The organism is Synechococcus sp. ROS8604 (assembly GCF_014279655.1).
GTDB lineage: Bacteria > Cyanobacteriota > Cyanobacteriia > PCC-6307 > Cyanobiaceae > Synechococcus_C.
The window spans coordinates 2,738,039-2,754,101 of sequence record NZ_CP047946.1; the positions used below are offsets into that span (position 1 = coordinate 2,738,039).

The window sequence follows — 16,063 nt, forward strand, 5'->3', positions numbered from 1 at the left end:
ATCCATGGGTTGGGTGCTGAGTTTCGACCCCTCAGCGGTGCTCGCACCCGGGATGTTTCTGGCCCTGATCGTGACCCTGCTGAGCGGATTCCCAGTGGCTTTCTGCCTGGGAGGCATCGGCGTGATTTTCGCGCTGTTTGGGATGCTCAGCGGCGAAATCGAACCTCAATTCGTGAGTGCGCTTCCCCAACGGATTTTGGGAATCATGGGCAACTTCACGTTGCTGGCGATCCCCGCTTTCGTGTTTATGGGGTCGATGCTGGAAAGCTCAGGGATCGCCGAACGCTTGCTGGAGAGCATGGGTCGCGTGCTGGGACGCGTCCGCGGCGGACTGGCCCTCGCCGTGGTGCTGGTTGGCTCACTGCTTGCCGCCACCACCGGTGTGGTCGCGGCAACGGTCACAACAATGGGAATGATTTCTCTGCCGGCCATGTTGAAGGCTGGCTACGACAAAACGCTGGCCACGGGCGTGATCGTGGCATCGGGAACCCTGGGGCAGATCATCCCTCCCAGCATCGTGCTCGTCGTCCTCGGCGATCAGCTGGGAATCTCGGTTGGAGACCTCTTCATGGGCGCCTTGCTTCCTGGCCTGTTGATAGCGGCGGTGTTTGCGATCTATGTGCTGGTCATCAGTGCACTCAAGCCCGAACTCGCCCCCCAACTGCCTCAGGCTGAACTGGGCGCCACCCAGCCGCTGCAGCTGGTGCAATCGATGCTGCCGCCTTTGTCCTTAATCCTGATCGTGCTGGGGAGCATCTTTTTCGGCATCGCCACCCCAACGGAAGCGGGCGTGATTGGTGCGGTAGGCGCAATCCTTCTGGCCGCTCTCAATGGAGGCTTCAGCCGCAAGCAACTCTCCAAGGTGTGCGAAAGCACGATGAGAACTACGGCCATGGTGATGGCCATCCTGCTGGGATCCACCGCCTTCAGTCTTGTCTTCCGCGGCATCGGCGGCGATCAACTCATTGCTGACGTGCTCCTCAACCTCCCGGGAGGTCGGGTTGGATTCCTGGTGTTCAGCATGCTGATCATCTTTTTGCTCGGCTTCTTCATCGATTTCTTTGAAATCGCATTCATTGCAGTGCCGTTGCTTTTACCAGCAGCGCGGCAGCTGCTGGGCCCCGATGCTCTGATCTGGTTTGGCGTGATGATCGGGGCCAATCTGCAAACGTCCTTTCTCACCCCACCCTTCGGATTCGCTCTCTTCTATCTCCGCGGCGTTGCACCCAAGGAGGTGAAAACCCGGGATATCTATCGGGGGGCCTTGCCTTTTGTTGGCTTGCAGGTGGCCGTTTTGACTTTGATCATCGCCGTTCCAGGATTAGTGGACTGGTTACCTCGCCTTACAGCTGCGATGACACCTGGACCATTGGCCTGACGTTCTCCGTAGAGTTCAGGTCAGCGAGTAACTGCTATGGCCACCTCCAGCTTGAAGCCATCAGTGACTGCATCCAGCACCAGTCCGAGGCTCACCCTGCAATCGGAAGTGATTGCTGCTGACAGCAGCACGATTCGTTCCCTCGACTGGGAGCGAAGTCGTTTTGATATTGAATTTGGCCTGCGCAACGGCACCACCTACAACGCGTTTCTGGTGCGGGGTGAACGCACCGCCCTGATTGATACGAGTCACGCCAAATTTCGCGACACCTGGTTGCCGCTCTTAAAGGAGCAAATCGATCCCAAACAGATCGATTACCTGATCGTGAGCCATACCGAACCAGACCACTCAGGGCTGATTGGCGACCTGATTGACCTAAACCCTGAGATCGAAATTGTTGGATCGAAGGTGGCGATTCAATTCCTAAACGACCAGGTCCATCGTCCGTTCCGCTCTCGAGCCGTCAAAAGCGGAGAAGAGCTCGATCTCGGCATCAATCCTGAGAGCGGCGTGCAGCATCGCTTTGAGTTTTTAAGCGCACCCAACCTGCACTGGCCAGACACGATTTTTTCGTTTGATCACGGCAGTGGGATTCTCTACACCTGCGATGCCTTTGGGCTGCACTACTGCTCAGAAGAGGTCTTTGACAGCGACCCTGGCGCCATTGCACCGGATTTCCGCTTCTACTACGACTGCTTGATGGGGCCCAATGCCCGCAGCGTGCTTCAAGCCCTCAAGCGTATGGATGGGCTGCCCGAGATCAACACGATCGCAGTGGGTCATGGCCCTTTGCTTCGCCACCACCTCAGCCACTGGATCAACGATTACCGCGAATGGAGCGGGCAACGCAATAAGGGCGAAAGTTACGCAGCGGTCTGTTATTTGAGCCAATACGGCTTCTCTGATCGCCTAAGTCAGGCGATTGCCCACGGCATCGGCAAAACCGACGCCCAGGTTCAGCTGATCGACCTGCGCGCCACCGACGCCCAAGAGCTCACAGCCCTGATCAGTGACGCCAAAGCTGTGGTGGTTCCCACCTGGCCAGCAAGCCCTGATGCTGAACTACAAAGCAGCATCGGCACGTTGTTGGCTGCCTTGCATGGCAAACAGCTCGTGGGGGTCTACGACGCCTTTGGTGGAGATGATGAGCCGATCGATTCGGTGGCCGGACAGCTCCGCAGCCAGGGACAAAAAGAGGCCTTTTCCCCCCTCCGCATTCGCCAGCTTCCTCAAGGTGGCGACTACCAGCGCTGCGAAGAATCAGGCACCGACCTGGGCCAACTCTTAACGCGCGACAAAACGATCGCAGCCATGAAAAGTCTGGACGGCGATCTCGACAAAGCGCTTGGCCGTCTCAGCGGTGGGCTTTATGTGGTTACTGCCAGCCAGGGCGATGGCGACAGCCTGCGCCGTAGCGCGATGGTGGCGAGCTGGGTCAGTCAGGCCAGTTTCACGCCACCAGGCATCACCGTGGCCGTGGCCAAGGACAGGGCCATCGAGGCTCTGATGCAGGTTGGCGACCAATTTGTGCTGAATATTCTCCGAGAGGACAACCATCAACAACTTCTCAGACATTTTCTTAAACGCTTCCCACCGGGCGCCGACCGTTTCGCAGGCATCAATGTGCTGGAGGAGGAGGCCGAAGGCGGTCCCGTCCTCGGAGACGCACTGGCCTACCTCGGCTGTCGCGTAGAACAACGCATGGAAGGCCCCGATCACTGGGTGATCTATGCCGTGGTGGAACAGGGGAATGTCGCTGACGCCAATGCCATCACTGCCGTCCATCACCGCAAAGTCGGGAACCACTACTAATGGCAACATCGAACCTCGAGGCCCCTGCAGCAACGACGCGGCAAGTGATCAGCCTGCCCATCGATGACGGACTCACTTGCCTGCGGGGGCTGAGTCCTCAACGGCTCCGATTCGAATTGGAATATGCGCTGGAGCGGGGCAGCACCGCCAATAGCTTTTTGTTTGATGCCGGCACGGATGGCGAGGGCCAGCATCAGACCGCACTCCTGGTGCATCCTCCCGGCAAGGCCTATGACAAGGCCTTCCTCCCGGCTCTTGCCGGCCTGCTTCCCGCCGAAACCACCGCACTCAAGGTGGTGGTTGGCCACGTCAATCCCAACAGGGTGGCGCTGCTCCGCGATCTGGCAGGCCTCTACCCCGAGCTCGAACTGGTTGCCTCCAACGCTGGAGCCAAGCTCCTAGGAGAACTCTGGTCACAACGCAAACCTGCACCCCCGGGACAGGAGAGCGAACAGCCAGAGATCCCTGACCTGCCATCCATCCAGGTGATCCGCCAAGAGCAAACCCTCTCTCTCAGCCATCGGCACCAGCTTCAACTCGTTCCCGCTCCCACCCCCCGATGGCCAGGGGGTCTGCTGGCGTTTGAAGAATCCCTCGGACTTCTGATGAGCGGCAAGCTGTTTTCGGCGCACATCTGCACCCATGAATGGGCTGAGTCCGGACGCAGTGCAACGGAAGAAGAGCGGCGTCACTTTTATGACTGCCTCATGGCACCGATGGCAGGCCAAGTGGACTCGCTTGTGGAGCGCCTTGAAGAGCTGGATATCACCACAGTGGCGCCGGGTCACGGTCCAGCCATCGACACCAGCTGGCGCAGTTTGTTCAATGACTACAGGCGCTGGGGCGAAAGCCAACAGCAAGCCAGCTTGTCGGTGGCCCTGCTGTTTGCCAGTGCTTACGGAAACACGGCTGCCATTGCTGATGCTTTAGCTCAGGGTGTTGGCCGCACTGGGATTCGCATCACCAGCCTCAACTGTGAGTTCACACCTCCCGACGAACTCATCAACACGATCAACCAAGCAGACGGCATTTTGATCGGCTCACCAACGCTCGGCGGCCATGCGCCAACCCCGATCGTCTCCGCCTTAGGGACACTTCTTGCCGAGGGGGACCGCAGTAAGCCCGTGGGCGTTTTTGGCAGCTTTGGCTGGAGCGGTGAAGCCATCGACCTGCTGGAGAACAAGCTTCGTGACGGCGGATTTCACTTTGCATTCGACCCCATCCGGGTGAAGTTCAGCCCCGACGCAGCGATGATTCGAACCCTCGAAGAAACCGGCACCCGGTTCGGTCGCGAGTTGCATCGAGAGCAACGCAAACAGCAGCGACGTAGCGGCGGCGGGCTCAGTGAAAGCCGCAGTGATCCTGCCGTTCTTGCCCTCGGTCGGGTCGTGGGATCCCTCTGCGTTCTCACCGCGCGCAAGGGTGAACTCTCCGGCGCCATGATTGCGAGCTGGGTCACCCAAGCCAGTTTCACGCCACCGGGATTCACCGTGGCCGTTGCGAAAGATCGAGCCGTTGAAGCCCTCCTGCATATCGGCGATTGCTTTGCCTTAAACGTGCTCGCCGAAGGGCGCGAGAGCGGGCCCATGAAGCAATTCCTGCAACCATTTGAGCCTGGAGCGGATCGCTTTGCCGGCCTGGAATTGAAAGCCAGTCCACGGGAACAGCCCTTGCTGCCAGATGCCTTGGCCTGGATGGAAGCAACGGTGAAACAACGCATGGAATGCGGCGATCACTGGCTGATTTACGCCGAGGTCTCCCATGGAGGCGTGCTCGATTCCGAAGGCGGCACGGCGGTGCATCAGCGGCGCAGCGGCGCGAACTACTAACGGACTCCGCGAAGCAAGCGCATTGACCCCGAGCGCTAACTCATAGTGAGTATGAGTTAGCGCTAGTATCAAATGATCGGCTCATCAATCTATGGATCTTTCCAAGCCTTCCACCCAGGCCAACATCGAAGCGGCCTTTGGCGGCGAAAGCATGGCCAATCGCAAGTACCTGTTTTTTGCCGATGTCGCCAAGAAACTCGGCCGCAGCGATCTCGCCAAACTTTTCCGCGACACCGCCGCCCAAGAAACAGAGCACGCCTTTGCTCACTTCCGGCTGCTCCATCCAGAGCTCGTAGTCAGCGACCCCAGTGCGCTCAGCGACGACGACAAACAGGTCTTGCTCAGCCGCTGCCTAGAGCTTGCCATCGAAGGCGAAACCTACGAATACACCACGATGTATCCGGAGTTTGCTGCGCAAGCCCGCAACGATCGTGATCACGGAGCTGAAGCTGAGTTCAAGGAACAGACCAGCGAATCCAAAGAACACGCAGGCATCTTCAAAACAGCGGCCAAAAACTTCGGACTGCTCACACCCATCGAACAGCACCATGCCGAGTCCTATGGCGTTGCCCTCCAAGCCCTTCAAGGCAAGGGCCAAGCAGGACAGGCCGATGAGGCGGTAGCCGGCAAATGGATCTGCAAGGTCTGCTCGATGATTTACGACCCAGCAGAGGGTGATCCCGACTCCGGAATCGAGCCCGGAACCCCCTTCGAAGCGATTCCAGATGATTGGTCTTGCCCCATCTGCGGTGTTCGCAAAGCCAGCTTCGTGCCCTATCGAGAAGCGGAATTAAAGGCCGCCTGAAGTTCGCCACAGGCGTGCAGATCATCCAGCACTGCAATCACTCAAGGTCAAGGTCCGTCAACGTGCATTCCACTCGCGGCGGAACCTGCGGCCTTACCAATAACGGATAGCTCTGCGACGGCAGCCATGCCCTGAAAGCAGAGATATCAGCCAAAATTCAGCGTGCATGGTGGAAATTCTGGGCATGAACAAAACAAACACAAGCGATGTGTTGGTGATCACAGCAAGCAACGGCGAAAACCTCAAGCTGGCCCAGCGCTTTGTTGAGACGGCGGGAAACCTAGGCCAATCGGCAGAGCTACTCGATCTCACAACCATCGACCTGCCCTTATTCACCCCCAGAGCTCAAACGCAAGGCACACCGGAGGCGATCGCCCCCCTCGAAGCCCAACTCATGGCCTCCCCTCGCTGGGTGATCTGTGCACCCGAATACAACGGCTCGATTCCGCCCTGCCTCACCAATGCGATTGCCTGGCTATCTGTGCAAGGCGACGACTTTCGGGCGCTCTTCAACAGCCGGCCAATCGTCATCGCCACCTTCTCCGGAGGCGGGGGCATGGAACTCCTTCTATCTCTTCGCATCCAGCTCACCCATCTCGGGGCCGAAGTGGTGGGTCGTCAACTGCTCAGCAATCACGCCAAACCAGCCAAGGACGACACCATTCAGGACTTACTGCATCGCCTAGGACAAAAACAGGCCCTCCAATGACGCCTCCCTCCCACACCTGCCATCCATCGCTTGTCTTTCGTCCAGCACAAGAGCGCTTCCATAGCTCCAACAACTGGCTGGAGTCATGGCATAGCTTTTCGTTCGCGGGTCATCACGATCCCAACTGGATGGGCTTCGGGCCTCTACGCGTCATCAATGACGACACGATTGCAGCAGGCCGGGGGTTTGGCATGCATTCCCATCACGACATGGAGATCATCACCGTGATGATCGAAGGAGAACTGCAACACCAGGATTCGGAAGGACACAGTCGTGTGATTCAGGCTGGCGATGTGCAGCGCATGAGCGCTGGAACCGGAATCATGCACAGCGAAAGGAACGAAAGCGAACAAACCTGCAGGCTGCTGCAGATCTGGATCGAACCCAGCCGCCTAGCACTCGAGCCTGCCTACGAGCAACGCAGGATGGCCCTTGCCGATCAGGGTTGGACTTCAGTGCTGGATCCAGACAGCAACGAAGCCATGGCGATCGCGCGACCTGTCCAGCTTTGGCGAACGAAGCTTGCAAAAAACGAAAGCCTTTCGTTACCGCAACTCGCCTTCTCAAAGGCCTGGATTCAAATGATCAACGGCGAGATCTCGATCTCAAGCGAAACCAGCGCATCCCAAGCAGATCTTCGCCGAGGCGACGGGCTTGGATTTCATCCAAGCCAAGCAAAGATGAACCAAATCCATTCCTTGAGCGATCAAACCGACTTGCTCCTGTTTGGATTGGACTGAACGCACCAACAACATCGGTACACCAAGCCTGAACTTTTTGTTGTATCAAATGCCATTAAAACCGCTCAAATCACAACTTCGACTAGCCAAATATCCAACAGAATCCTCAAAAACAATCAAACACTGACAAACAGAAAAGCAAAACCTAAAGAAAATCAGTTGTTAGCACTTAAATTTATTTTTTAGCCTTGAAATAGTTTCAATCAACGTGAACTAACCCCAGCCCCCATGGGATTTCTTGGCGAACCACAATTCGCAGTGCGTTACCGCGGATTCATTCTTTTGCAACAGCCAAATCAAAGTTGGCTCGTTCGGCCAGAACGCAGCCCGATGCAATTGCTTCCCTTCAGGACAGCCATCTGTTCGATTGACGATGCAAAATCATTAGTGGATTGGAAACTCGAAGCCAATCCAAATTTCATCGAAGTTGCCTAGATAAAAAGTTTTTTAAGCCGCTTGTGGAGGGGTTGGAGATCCATGAGGCTGCAACGGCAACACCAACGTTGCCCAGCGCTCTGGACGCTCCGGGCGTACTCGGCGAGAACGACGCACTCCGAAAGGAACACGAACCACGTTGGTGCCCTCAGTCACGAGAGTATGACCTCTGCCTAATGCTGCCTGGAGGCACTCGGGGAGATCAGGCAACTGAAGAGAATCGCGTGATGGAGTTGGAGTTACCGCTCCTTGACCGTGAATGTTGGAAATGTCGCTGCTCATGTTGTCTCCTGAGACGGAGCAATTGCCGATCAGTGTGCAAACAGGTCAGCATGCGTGGTTGAAATCGAAACGTTTATTTCCGATTTCCGTGAACTTAACGCATTGCAAGGGGTTCGGCCATCTCTTCAACGCTTGGACAGGTGCAAATCAAATTTCGATCGCCATAGGCATTGTCGATGCGTGCCACAGAAGGCCAAAACTTGTTGCTGGCTTGTTCAGGAAGCGGAAATGCAGCCTGCTGCCGGCTATAAGGGCGATCCCAGCTATCCGCTGTGACCGCAGCCAAGGTGTGCGGTGCACGGCGCAGAGGATTGTTCTCCCGATCACTGGATCCGTCTTCGATTGCTGCGGCTTCAGCGCGGATGGCAATCATCGCGTCGCAAAAGCGATCCAGTTCTTCCAAGCTCTCGCTTTCCGTGGGTTCCACCATCACCGTGCCCGCCACAGGCCAACTCACCGTTGGGGCGTGAAAGCCAAAGTCCATCAAGCGTTTCGCCAGATCATCCACTTCCAATCCAGCGGTTCGCTTCAAGCCCCGCAGATCAAGGATGCATTCATGGGCCACCAGGCCACTCTCCCCTCGGAACAGCACGGGGTAGTGCGCATCCAAGCGACTCGCGAGGTAGTTAGCGGAGAGAAGGGCGATCGCCGTGGCCTGACGCAGGCCAAAAGGGCCCATCAAACGCAAATACATCCAGCTGATTGGCAAGATGCCCGAACTTCCCCAAGGGGCAGCAGACACGGCCTGAATGGCCTGCTCTCCACCACAGTCCATTAGGGGGTGTCCTGGCAAAAACGGCAGCAGATGTGCTGCCACCCCAATCGGACCGACCCCTGGCCCACCACCACCGTGAGGGATGCAGAAGGTCTTGTGCAAATTCAGATGACAGACATCAGCCCCAAAGGCGCCAGGCCTGCAAAGCCCCACCTGCGCATTCAAGTTGGCACCGTCGAGATACACCTGCCCTCCGTGCTCATGCACGAGCGCACAAATTTCGCGAATACGAACCTCAAACACGCCGTGCGTTGAGGGATAGGTGACCATCAAGGCCGCGAGAGATGCGCTGTGCTGCTCCGCTTTGGCGCGCAGATCCTCCACATCCACATTGCCCTCGTCATCACAGGCCACCGGCACCACGCGCATGCCCGCCATCACGGCGCTCGCTGGATTGGTGCCATGGGCACTCGTTGGGATCAAGCAAACATTTCTAGACGCCTCGCCGCGGGAGCGATGCCAGGCGCGAATCACAAGCAGACCTGCGTATTCACCCTGCGATCCGGCATTGGGCTGGAGCGACACACCAGCAAAACCGGTGAGTGCCGCCAACCAGGTTGAGAGGTCTTGAACCATCCGCTGGGACCCCTGCTGCTGATCGAGCGGAGCGAAGGGATGCATCGCCGCAAACTCCCGCCAACTCACAGGCACAAGCTCTGAAGCCGCATTGAGCTTCATGGTGCAACTCCCCAGGGGAATCATTCCGTGCACCAAGGAAAGATCCTTACTCACCAATCGCTGGATGTAGCGCATCAGCTCGGTTTCACTGTGGTAACGGTGAAACACCGACTGCTGAAGCCAGGGCGCTTGGCGAGAGGGAACGCCACTTAGAGGACCATCCGTGCTCAGCTCGCCGAGATCCGTTGGGACTGGAGCCTCCACCGCTTGTGCCAAGACCGCGATGAGACGCTTGATTTCGTCCGAATCCGAGAGTTCATCCAGGCTGATTCCAAAGCCCTTAGCCGTCTCGACTGAGGCTCCGTCAGGCAAGACACGGAGATTGATGCCTTCGCGTGCTGCCAGGCGATGGACCTGGGGAGCCATCGATCCGTAGACATCAAAACTGTCAAAGCGAGGCGCGGCCTCAAGCGAATAGCCCAACTGACGCACCGCCTCTTCAAGCTGAAGACGTAGTGCCACCAGCTTGTGCGCCATCGCTTCCAGCCCTTCAGGGCCGTGATGAATGGCATAAAACGACGCCATCACAGCCAGCAGCACTTGGGCCGTACAAATGTTGCTCGTGGCTTTGTCGCGTCGAATGTGCTGCTCGCGGGTCTGCAAGGCCAACCGAAACGCTGGCTGGCCATCCGCATCGCGAGACTGGCCGACAATCCGGCCGGGCACCTGGCGGCGAAACGCATCGCGGGTGGCAAAAAACGCGGCATGGGGGCCGCCACCGCCCATGGGCACTCCAAAACGCTGGGTGCTGCCAACAGCGATGTCGGCACCGAGCTCACCAACCGGTGCCAGCAACACCTGGGCAAGGGGGTCCACGGCCACGGTGACAAGGGCACCGCTGTCATGGGCAGCAGCGATGCAGGCGGAGGGATCCCAAAGCCGCCCACAACGTCCTGGCAATTGGAGCAACACCCCAAAGACATCGTCTCCCCAGCGGAACGACTCGGGCTCCACCACCTCCAGCTCCACCCCAATCGGTAGGGCCCTGGTTTGCAACACGGCCAAGGTCTGGGGCAACACAGCTGCGTCCACCAAAAAGCGCTTGGCCTGCGGCCGGCGACAGGCGGCAAAGCTCAGGCCCATCGCTTCTGCAGCGGCCGTGCCTTCATCGAGGAGCGAGGCGTTGGCGATCGGCAAGCCAGTGAGCTCACTGATCAGGGTCTGAAAATTGAACAACGCTTCCAGGCGACCCTGAGCGATCTCAGCTTGGTAGGGCGTGTAGGCCGTGTACCAAGAGGGGTTTTCGAGCACCTGACGCTGAATGACCGCTGGCGTCACGGTGTCGTAGTAACCAAGACCGATCAGCGATCGCCTGAGCTGATTGGTGTCAGCCAAGCCACGCAGCTCCGCCAGAGCACTGGCTTCCGTACACCCTCGGGGAAGGTCCTCAACAGGAGGAAGTGCATCAAAAATATTGGCCGGAACAACCGCACGCAGAAAGGAATTGAGATCCTCAAACCCCAGCGCCTTCAACATCCGTTGTTGCGCCTGATCCCCGGGTCCGACATGCCGGCTCACGAATGGAGACAGGGTCTCTGCCACCGACGCGTCAGACACACGCTGTTCAAGCAAGGTCAAAAGGCCGGATGCGGAGAGGGCGACTGTAAGGAAGTCCCCGCCGCATTGACGGCCTAATCAAGCCTCGGTTAGGCAGCCGCCACCTTGGCGGAGTAGGTCGCTGAATCCATCAACTCCCCAATCTGGGCTGGATCTGACGGGCGGATGACCAAGAGCCAACCCTCCCCATGAGGATCGTTTTGAAGCTCCTCAGGATTGGCCAACACCGCTTCATTGCGCTGCACCACTTCGCCCGTAATCGGCGCGTACATCTCCTCAACGGCCTTCACCGATTCCACCGTTCCAAAGCTGGTTCCACGGCTGAGCTCAGACCCCAGCTCAGGCACATCCACAAACACAATGTCGCCGAGCTGATCCACGGCGTAGGCGCTCAGGCCAACCCTCACGAGCTCCGCTTCCTGCCGGACATATTCATGACTGTCGGCGAACCGAAACTGGTCGGGAAAGTCGAAGGCCATCGGGCCAGGAGATGCGGTTGTCACCCAGTCTGCGCCAGATCAACCCAACCTGCCGTCCGCAACGCGCAAAGGGCCTTGATCAGTGCCAGTTCAACATGGGCGCGATGGGTTCCACCTTGCACGTAGAGATTGAAGGGCTCTCGCAGGGGAGCATCCGCCGAAAATTCACTGGTGCTGCCATCGATGAAGGTGCCGCCGGCCATCACCAAATCACTGACATAACCTGGCATCGGCCCTGGCACCGGGTCGAGATAGGACCCCACTGGCGAGATCCCCTGGAAGGCCCGACAAATCACTTTCAAAGCATCTGGGTCTCCGATCTGCACCGCCTGAATGAGGTCACTGCGTGGCTCCCCTGCAGAGGGCTGCACTGGATAGCCCAGATCCGCAAACACAGCCGCCACCAAATCAGCACCAATCAAGGCTTCCGCCACCATCTGCGGCGCGAGAAACAAGCCCTGCAACAGCAGGCGATGCAGGTCAAAACCACTGCCGCCCTCGCTTCCAATCCCTGGAGCTGTGAGCCTGCAACAAGCCTGTTCCACCAGCGAGGCTTTACCTGCCACGTAACCGCCGGCGGGAGCGATCGTGCCACCGAGATTTTTTATGAGTGAGCCTGCCACCAGATCGGCACCGACCTCAGGAGGTTCCCGCTCCTCCACCAGCTCTCCATAACAGTTGTCGACGAAACAAACGCAATCGGGCTGCCGCTGATGAATGCGCTCACAAAGGCGTCCAATCGTGTCGATGGAAAGCGATGGCCGCCAGCTGTAGCCACAGCTGCGCTGAATCAACACCAGCCGGCGGGGGGTTTCTAACGCCGCATCCAATGCAGCCTCATCGACCGCTCCAGAGTTGAGCAGGGGAAGTTCCTCGTAGTGCACTCCGAAGTCCCGGAGAGAGCCCTGCCCCTCTCCCCTCAAACCAATCACCTCTTCAAGGGTGTCGTAAGGACGACCCGTAATCGAGAGCATCCGCTCTCCAGGCCGCAACACCCCGAACAAAGCGGCGGCAATCGCATGGGTGCCACTCACAAATTGGAGTCGCACAGCGGCAGCTTCAGCACCCAGCACCCTGGCAAACACGCGATCGAGCACCTCTCGCCCTTGATCGCCATGGCCATAACCACTTACAGACGCGAAATGCTGGGTCCCAACGCGCTCAGCAGCGAAGGCATTCAGCACCTTTTCCAAGCGCACCGACACGCCCTCCGTGCGTTGCTCTGCCATGGGCCTGAGCCGATCTCTCGCTTGCCGAATGCGCGCTTTTGCCCACTGCTCAACGCTCGCAGCATCCGTTGCGCCATCCCCAGTATTTGAATCCATCTGTCCTTATTCGCACTTTTTGTGCTCAGTTCTTTTACATTCGCATCTTCCAGCCGACTCAAGATTCGCCGATTTCTCGTCGTCTGAATCTCTAGATCCGGTGCAAGGAGACTCTTTTGGTTACATCCACCCCGGCTGACGCCAGCACCCAACGCGAGCTGCGCATGCGCGCAGCTGTGATGGCTCCGCGTCAGACGCTCCCCTCAACACAGCGCCGCCTTAAAGGTGGGACCACCAGCTTCATGGTGGTGATCCACGTGCTGGCAACGGTGGCCTTACTCCCACGCTTTTGGAGCTGGCAGGGGTTAGTTGCCTTCGGCGTTCTGTATTGGATGACCGTGCTTGGCGTCACCCTCGGCCTGCATCGGCTTGTGGCGCACCGCAGCTTTGAAGTGCCCGGCTGGCTGGAGAGGGTTCTTGTGGTGATGGGCACGCTGGCCTGCCAAAGCGGACCGATCGATTGGGTGGCTCTCCATCGCCACCATCACCGCTTTTCCGATCAGCCCAATGATCATCACGATGCAGGCCGAGGCTTGTGGTGGAGTCACAGCGAGTGGATGCTGCATGACATTCCTGCTCTCAAAGAAAAGCATCGCTATGCGGGCGATCTTCTGAACGATCGTTTCTACGTGTGGCTCGACCGCTGGTTTTTAGTGCTTCAAATCCCACTGGGATTAGCGCTGTATTGGTACGGAGAGGCCGCAGGAATTCACGGAGGTGGTGTTGGCCTCGTTCTATGGGCCATCCCTTTGCGTCTTGCTGTGGTGTATCACGTGACTTGGCTGGTGAATTCCGCCACTCACGCGTTTGGCTACCGGAACTTCAACAGTCCTGATCTGTCACGCAACTGCTGGTGGGTGGCGGTGCTGTCCTTTGGAGAGGGCTGGCACAACAACCACCATGCCTATCCAGATAGCGCGCGCCACGGCTTGCGCTGGTTCGAATTTGACATCACCTGGATGCACATCCGCCTGCTGCGCAGACTCGGACTCACCCGCAAAGTGCGCCAAGCCCGCTATTCCGGCTGATCGCTCAGGGTTGCCTTAAAGGGGAGGCGACGCCGCAATTCATCAAGAAATGCGGCTGGCGTCGCCCCGTTTTGACCATCCAGCGAGAGATAGGTGGCGTGGAGATCGAGAAACTCCCCATCAAGCTCCTCAGCTGAGTAATCACGCAGACCGGCCATGACGGCAGCGAAGCGTTCACGCCGTTGGGTTTTGCCAACCGGATAGGCGCTCATCAATTGATCGCGACACTGACGCCAGGACTGCCCTCGGCAGAGGCAATCGGCGAGCGCTGCACTCAAAGCGGCCGCTTCCATCGGATCAATGCGCCAATCGAAACCCGGTGGCAAAGGGGCAAGGCCTACAAAAATCTCCAATAACTGGCCTGCCCCCAACGGCTTGCCGTTGGCACTGATCACGGGCACAGCGCTCACTTTGAGTACCTTGAGCAGATCGGGATGCACCTCGGCGAGATGGTCTTGGATCGGATCCAAGCCTGCATCGAGGATCGCATTGGCCTGCCCGAGAGCCAGAAACACCTCGGGGCCGGGAGAGGCGAGCTTGCCGTTGCGCAAGTTCGAGATTTGGGAGTTGTGAACACGGCCGAGATCAAGGGCATCAGCGAGGGCTGGCAACACCTTGTGAGACCAGCCATTGCGCTCGTGCCAGACATGGATCAAGTGCGCCATCGCCCGACGGCCCTCATCGAGCCGATCCCGGTAACCCTTGGTCACATGATCAGAAACGGCTTCCCCCTTGGTCACTTGATACGGATCCTTATTGGGTGTAGTTTATGGACATCAAGCGGATTAGGCATGGTTTCAAGCACGATCAGAACTCCGTCGCCACCCAGTCGGCCGGCAGCTTCGCACCTGGCAGCAGCTCAAGCAAGACTTCTTCATCGTCCACGCAAGGGACAGCCTGCGGCCAGCCCTAAAAATCACCAGCATTCCGTCACGATTGGATTCATGATCGTGATCCACGCCCTCGCGGTTGTGGCCCTTCTGCCTGGCTTCTGGAGCTGGCCTGCTGTGACCAGCCTGCTGGTTCTGTACTGGGTCACGGCCTGTCTCGGCGTCACCCTTGGCTATCACCGCCTCCTAACGCACCGATCCTTCCGCCTACCGCAGTGGCTGGAACGATTTTTCGCAACCTGCGGCGCCTTGAGCTGCCAACACGGTCCGATCGACTGGGTGGGGCTGCACCGGCATCACCACAAGTTTTCCGATACAGATGCGGATCATCACAACAGCCATCGCGGCTTCTGGTGGAGCCACATGGGTTGGATGTTCCACCCGATCGAGGCCATGCCTGCGGTGCCCCGTCTCACTGGCGATCTTGTGGGCGATCCCTACTACCGCTGGCTGAATGCTCACTTCCTCTGGCTCCAGCTCCCCCTTGGCTTGCTGTTGTTCTGGATCGGCACCGCGACAGGCGCCGGCGGTTGGGCCCTGGTGTTGTGGGGAATTCCCTTGCGCTTAGTGGTCGTATATCACGTCACCTGGCTTGTGAACTCCGCCACCCATTGCTGGGGAAATGTTGTCTTCGATAGCGGTGATGCATCACGCAACAACAAGTGGGTTGCAGCCCTCACCTTCGGCGAGGGCTGGCACAACAACCATCACGCCTTCCCCCATTCCGCACGCCACGGCATGCAGCCGGGTCAGATCGATCTCACCTGGGAACACATCCGTCTAATGCGCGCTTTAGGGCTCGCCACCAAAGTCCGCCTACCGGTCGCGTCGTAAGCTTCGCAATCGCTTCTCATCGTCAACCTCTTCTAAATCGCCATGGCCAAGCGCGTACAAGTCGTACTCAATGAGGACATCCTCAGCCTGGGCCGTAATGGCGATCTGGTTGATGTGGCACCCGGATACGCCCGCAACTTCCTGCTTCCCTTCGGGAAAGCTGTTCCCGTCACCCCCGCGGTGATGAAGCAGGTGGAGCACCGCAGGGCCAAGGAGGCCGAGCGCCAAGCCACCCTCAAGCAGGATGCTGTGGCGTTCCGCACCGCTCTCGACACGATCGGACGGTTCACCGTGAAGAAGCAAACCGGCGGAGACGACGTGCTGTTTGGCACCGTGACCAATGGCGATGTCGCCGAAGCGATCGAAGCAGCCACCAAGAAAGAAGTGGATCGCCGCGATATCACCGTGCCCGATATCCACCGCACAGGCTCCTACAAGGTGCAGGTGAAGCTGCACAGCGAAGTCACAGCAGAAATCAATCTCGAAGTTGTTAGCTATTGATGCTTG

The 16,063-nt window shown here is 58.3% G+C and carries 15 protein-coding genes; 10 read left to right on the top strand and 5 right to left on the bottom strand.

The window, feature by feature from the left end; translation table 11 throughout:
- The first annotated feature begins 4 nt into the window (after positions 1 to 4).
- The 7 genes from SynROS8604_RS14770 (at position 5) to SynROS8604_RS15545 (ending at position 7,708) form a co-directional block, all read left to right on the top strand.
- Positions 5 to 1,378: a TRAP transporter large permease subunit gene (locus tag SynROS8604_RS14770; protein ID WP_186546051.1), complete on the top strand. Its 1,374-nt coding sequence runs from the start codon at positions 5 to 7 to the stop codon at positions 1,376 to 1,378.
- Positions 1,379 to 1,414: 36 nt separating this feature from the next.
- Positions 1,415 to 3,190: a diflavin flavoprotein gene (locus tag SynROS8604_RS14775; protein ID WP_186544553.1), complete on the top strand. Its 1,776-nt coding sequence runs from the start codon at positions 1,415 to 1,417 to the stop codon at positions 3,188 to 3,190.
- A complete protein-coding gene (locus SynROS8604_RS14780; protein ID WP_186544554.1) occupies positions 3,190 to 5,019 on the top strand; it encodes a diflavin flavoprotein in 1,830 nt (609 codons plus the stop codon). Before SynROS8604_RS14775 ends, SynROS8604_RS14780 begins: the two co-directional genes overlap by 1 nt.
- Before the next feature lie 91 nt (positions 5,020 to 5,110).
- Positions 5,111 to 5,824: a rubrerythrin family protein gene (locus SynROS8604_RS16165; protein ID WP_186544555.1), complete on the top strand. Its 714-nt coding sequence runs from the start codon at positions 5,111 to 5,113 to the stop codon at positions 5,822 to 5,824.
- 166 nt (positions 5,825 to 5,990) lie between these two features.
- Positions 5,991 to 6,533, top strand: coding sequence for an NADPH-dependent FMN reductase (locus SynROS8604_RS14790; RefSeq protein ID WP_186544556.1), 543 nt, complete (start codon positions 5,991 to 5,993; stop codon positions 6,531 to 6,533).
- The gene (locus tag SynROS8604_RS14795; RefSeq protein WP_186544557.1) at positions 6,530 to 7,273 is read left to right on the top strand and encodes a pirin-like bicupin family protein; all 744 of its coding nucleotides are present in this window, start codon (positions 6,530 to 6,532) and stop codon (positions 7,271 to 7,273) included. Before SynROS8604_RS14790 ends, SynROS8604_RS14795 begins: the two co-directional genes overlap by 4 nt.
- 228 nt (positions 7,274 to 7,501) lie before the next feature.
- On the top strand, positions 7,502 to 7,708 hold the full coding sequence (locus SynROS8604_RS15545) for a hypothetical protein (protein WP_222930118.1): 207 nt from the start codon (positions 7,502 to 7,504) through the stop codon (positions 7,706 to 7,708).
- A gap of 12 nt (positions 7,709 to 7,720) precedes the next feature.
- Here the strand turns inward: SynROS8604_RS15545 and SynROS8604_RS14800 are convergent, their stop codons facing one another.
- The 4 genes from SynROS8604_RS14800 to SynROS8604_RS14815 all read right to left on the bottom strand — a co-directional run bounded on the left by SynROS8604_RS14800 (position 7,721) and on the right by SynROS8604_RS14815 (position 12,804).
- Positions 7,721 to 7,990, bottom strand: coding sequence for a hypothetical protein (locus SynROS8604_RS14800; RefSeq protein ID WP_255445099.1), 270 nt, complete (start codon positions 7,988 to 7,990; stop codon positions 7,721 to 7,723).
- Positions 7,991 to 8,084: 94 nt separating this feature from the next.
- On the bottom strand, positions 8,085 to 11,021 hold the full coding sequence (gene gcvP, locus SynROS8604_RS14805; RefSeq protein WP_186544558.1) for an aminomethyl-transferring glycine dehydrogenase: 2,937 nt from the start codon (positions 11,019 to 11,021) through the stop codon (positions 8,085 to 8,087).
- A 68-nt stretch (positions 11,022 to 11,089) separates the two neighbouring features.
- Positions 11,090 to 11,479 (bottom strand): glycine cleavage system protein GcvH, encoded by a 390-nt coding sequence (gene gcvH, locus SynROS8604_RS14810; RefSeq protein ID WP_186525673.1) that lies wholly within the window; start codon positions 11,477 to 11,479, stop codon positions 11,090 to 11,092.
- A 20-nt stretch (positions 11,480 to 11,499) separates the two neighbouring features.
- Positions 11,500 to 12,804 (bottom strand): methionine gamma-lyase family protein, encoded by a 1,305-nt coding sequence (locus SynROS8604_RS14815; protein WP_186544559.1) that lies wholly within the window; start codon positions 12,802 to 12,804, stop codon positions 11,500 to 11,502.
- Positions 12,805 to 12,968: 164 nt separating this feature from the next.
- Here SynROS8604_RS14815 and SynROS8604_RS14820 point away from each other — a divergent pair, with 164 nt between their 5' ends.
- Positions 12,969 to 13,832 (top strand): acyl-CoA desaturase, encoded by an 864-nt coding sequence (locus tag SynROS8604_RS14820; protein ID WP_370586593.1) that lies wholly within the window; start codon positions 12,969 to 12,971, stop codon positions 13,830 to 13,832.
- On the opposite strand, the gene SynROS8604_RS14825 is transcribed toward SynROS8604_RS14820, so the two are convergent.
- Complete coding sequence (locus SynROS8604_RS14825; RefSeq protein ID WP_186544561.1) at positions 13,820 to 14,572, bottom strand: hypothetical protein; 753 nt, start codon at positions 14,570 to 14,572, stop codon at positions 13,820 to 13,822. The two genes, SynROS8604_RS14820 and SynROS8604_RS14825, sit on opposite strands and share 13 nt — an antisense overlap.
- Positions 14,573 to 14,623: 51 nt before the next feature.
- Here SynROS8604_RS14825 and SynROS8604_RS14830 point away from each other — a divergent pair, with 51 nt between their 5' ends.
- Together SynROS8604_RS14830 and rplI are read left to right on the top strand one after the other, a co-directional pair.
- On the top strand, positions 14,624 to 15,556 hold the full coding sequence (locus tag SynROS8604_RS14830) for a fatty acid desaturase (protein ID WP_186524110.1): 933 nt from the start codon (positions 14,624 to 14,626) through the stop codon (positions 15,554 to 15,556).
- A 42-nt stretch (positions 15,557 to 15,598) separates the two neighbouring features.
- Entirely contained in the window at positions 15,599 to 16,057 is a 459-nt protein-coding gene (gene rplI / locus SynROS8604_RS14835; protein ID WP_006854159.1) for a 50S ribosomal protein L9, read from the top strand.
- Positions 16,058 to 16,063: the final 6 nt, after the last annotated feature.

Excerpts from the sequence above, each read along its gene's own strand:
- SynROS8604_RS14770 (WP_186546051.1), top strand. The coding sequence starts at position 5 with ATGGGTTGGGTGCTGAGTTTCGACCCCTCAGCGGTGCTCGCACCCGGG.
- SynROS8604_RS14775 (WP_186544553.1), top strand. The coding sequence starts at position 1,415 with ATGGCCACCTCCAGCTTGAAGCCATCAGTGACTGCATCCAGCACCAGT.
- SynROS8604_RS14780 (WP_186544554.1), top strand. The coding sequence starts at position 3,190 with ATGGCAACATCGAACCTCGAGGCCCCTGCAGCAACGACGCGGCAAGTG.
- SynROS8604_RS16165 (WP_186544555.1), top strand. The coding sequence starts at position 5,111 with ATGGATCTTTCCAAGCCTTCCACCCAGGCCAACATCGAAGCGGCCTTT.
- SynROS8604_RS14790 (WP_186544556.1), top strand. The coding sequence starts at position 5,991 with ATGGTGGAAATTCTGGGCATGAACAAAACAAACACAAGCGATGTGTTG.
- SynROS8604_RS14795 (WP_186544557.1), top strand. The coding sequence starts at position 6,530 with ATGACGCCTCCCTCCCACACCTGCCATCCATCGCTTGTCTTTCGTCCA.
- SynROS8604_RS15545 (WP_222930118.1), top strand. The coding sequence starts at position 7,502 with ATGGGATTTCTTGGCGAACCACAATTCGCAGTGCGTTACCGCGGATTC.
- SynROS8604_RS14800 (WP_255445099.1), bottom strand. The coding sequence starts at position 7,990 with ATGAGCAGCGACATTTCCAACATTCACGGTCAAGGAGCGGTAACTCCA.
- gcvH (WP_186525673.1), bottom strand. The coding sequence starts at position 11,479 with ATGGCCTTCGACTTTCCCGACCAGTTTCGGTTCGCCGACAGTCATGAA.
- SynROS8604_RS14815 (WP_186544559.1), bottom strand. The coding sequence starts at position 12,804 with ATGGATTCAAATACTGGGGATGGCGCAACGGATGCTGCGAGCGTTGAG.
- SynROS8604_RS14820 (WP_370586593.1), top strand. The coding sequence starts at position 12,969 with ATGCGCGCAGCTGTGATGGCTCCGCGTCAGACGCTCCCCTCAACACAG.
- SynROS8604_RS14830 (WP_186524110.1), top strand. The coding sequence starts at position 14,624 with ATGGTTTCAAGCACGATCAGAACTCCGTCGCCACCCAGTCGGCCGGCA.
- rplI (WP_006854159.1), top strand. The coding sequence starts at position 15,599 with ATGGCCAAGCGCGTACAAGTCGTACTCAATGAGGACATCCTCAGCCTG.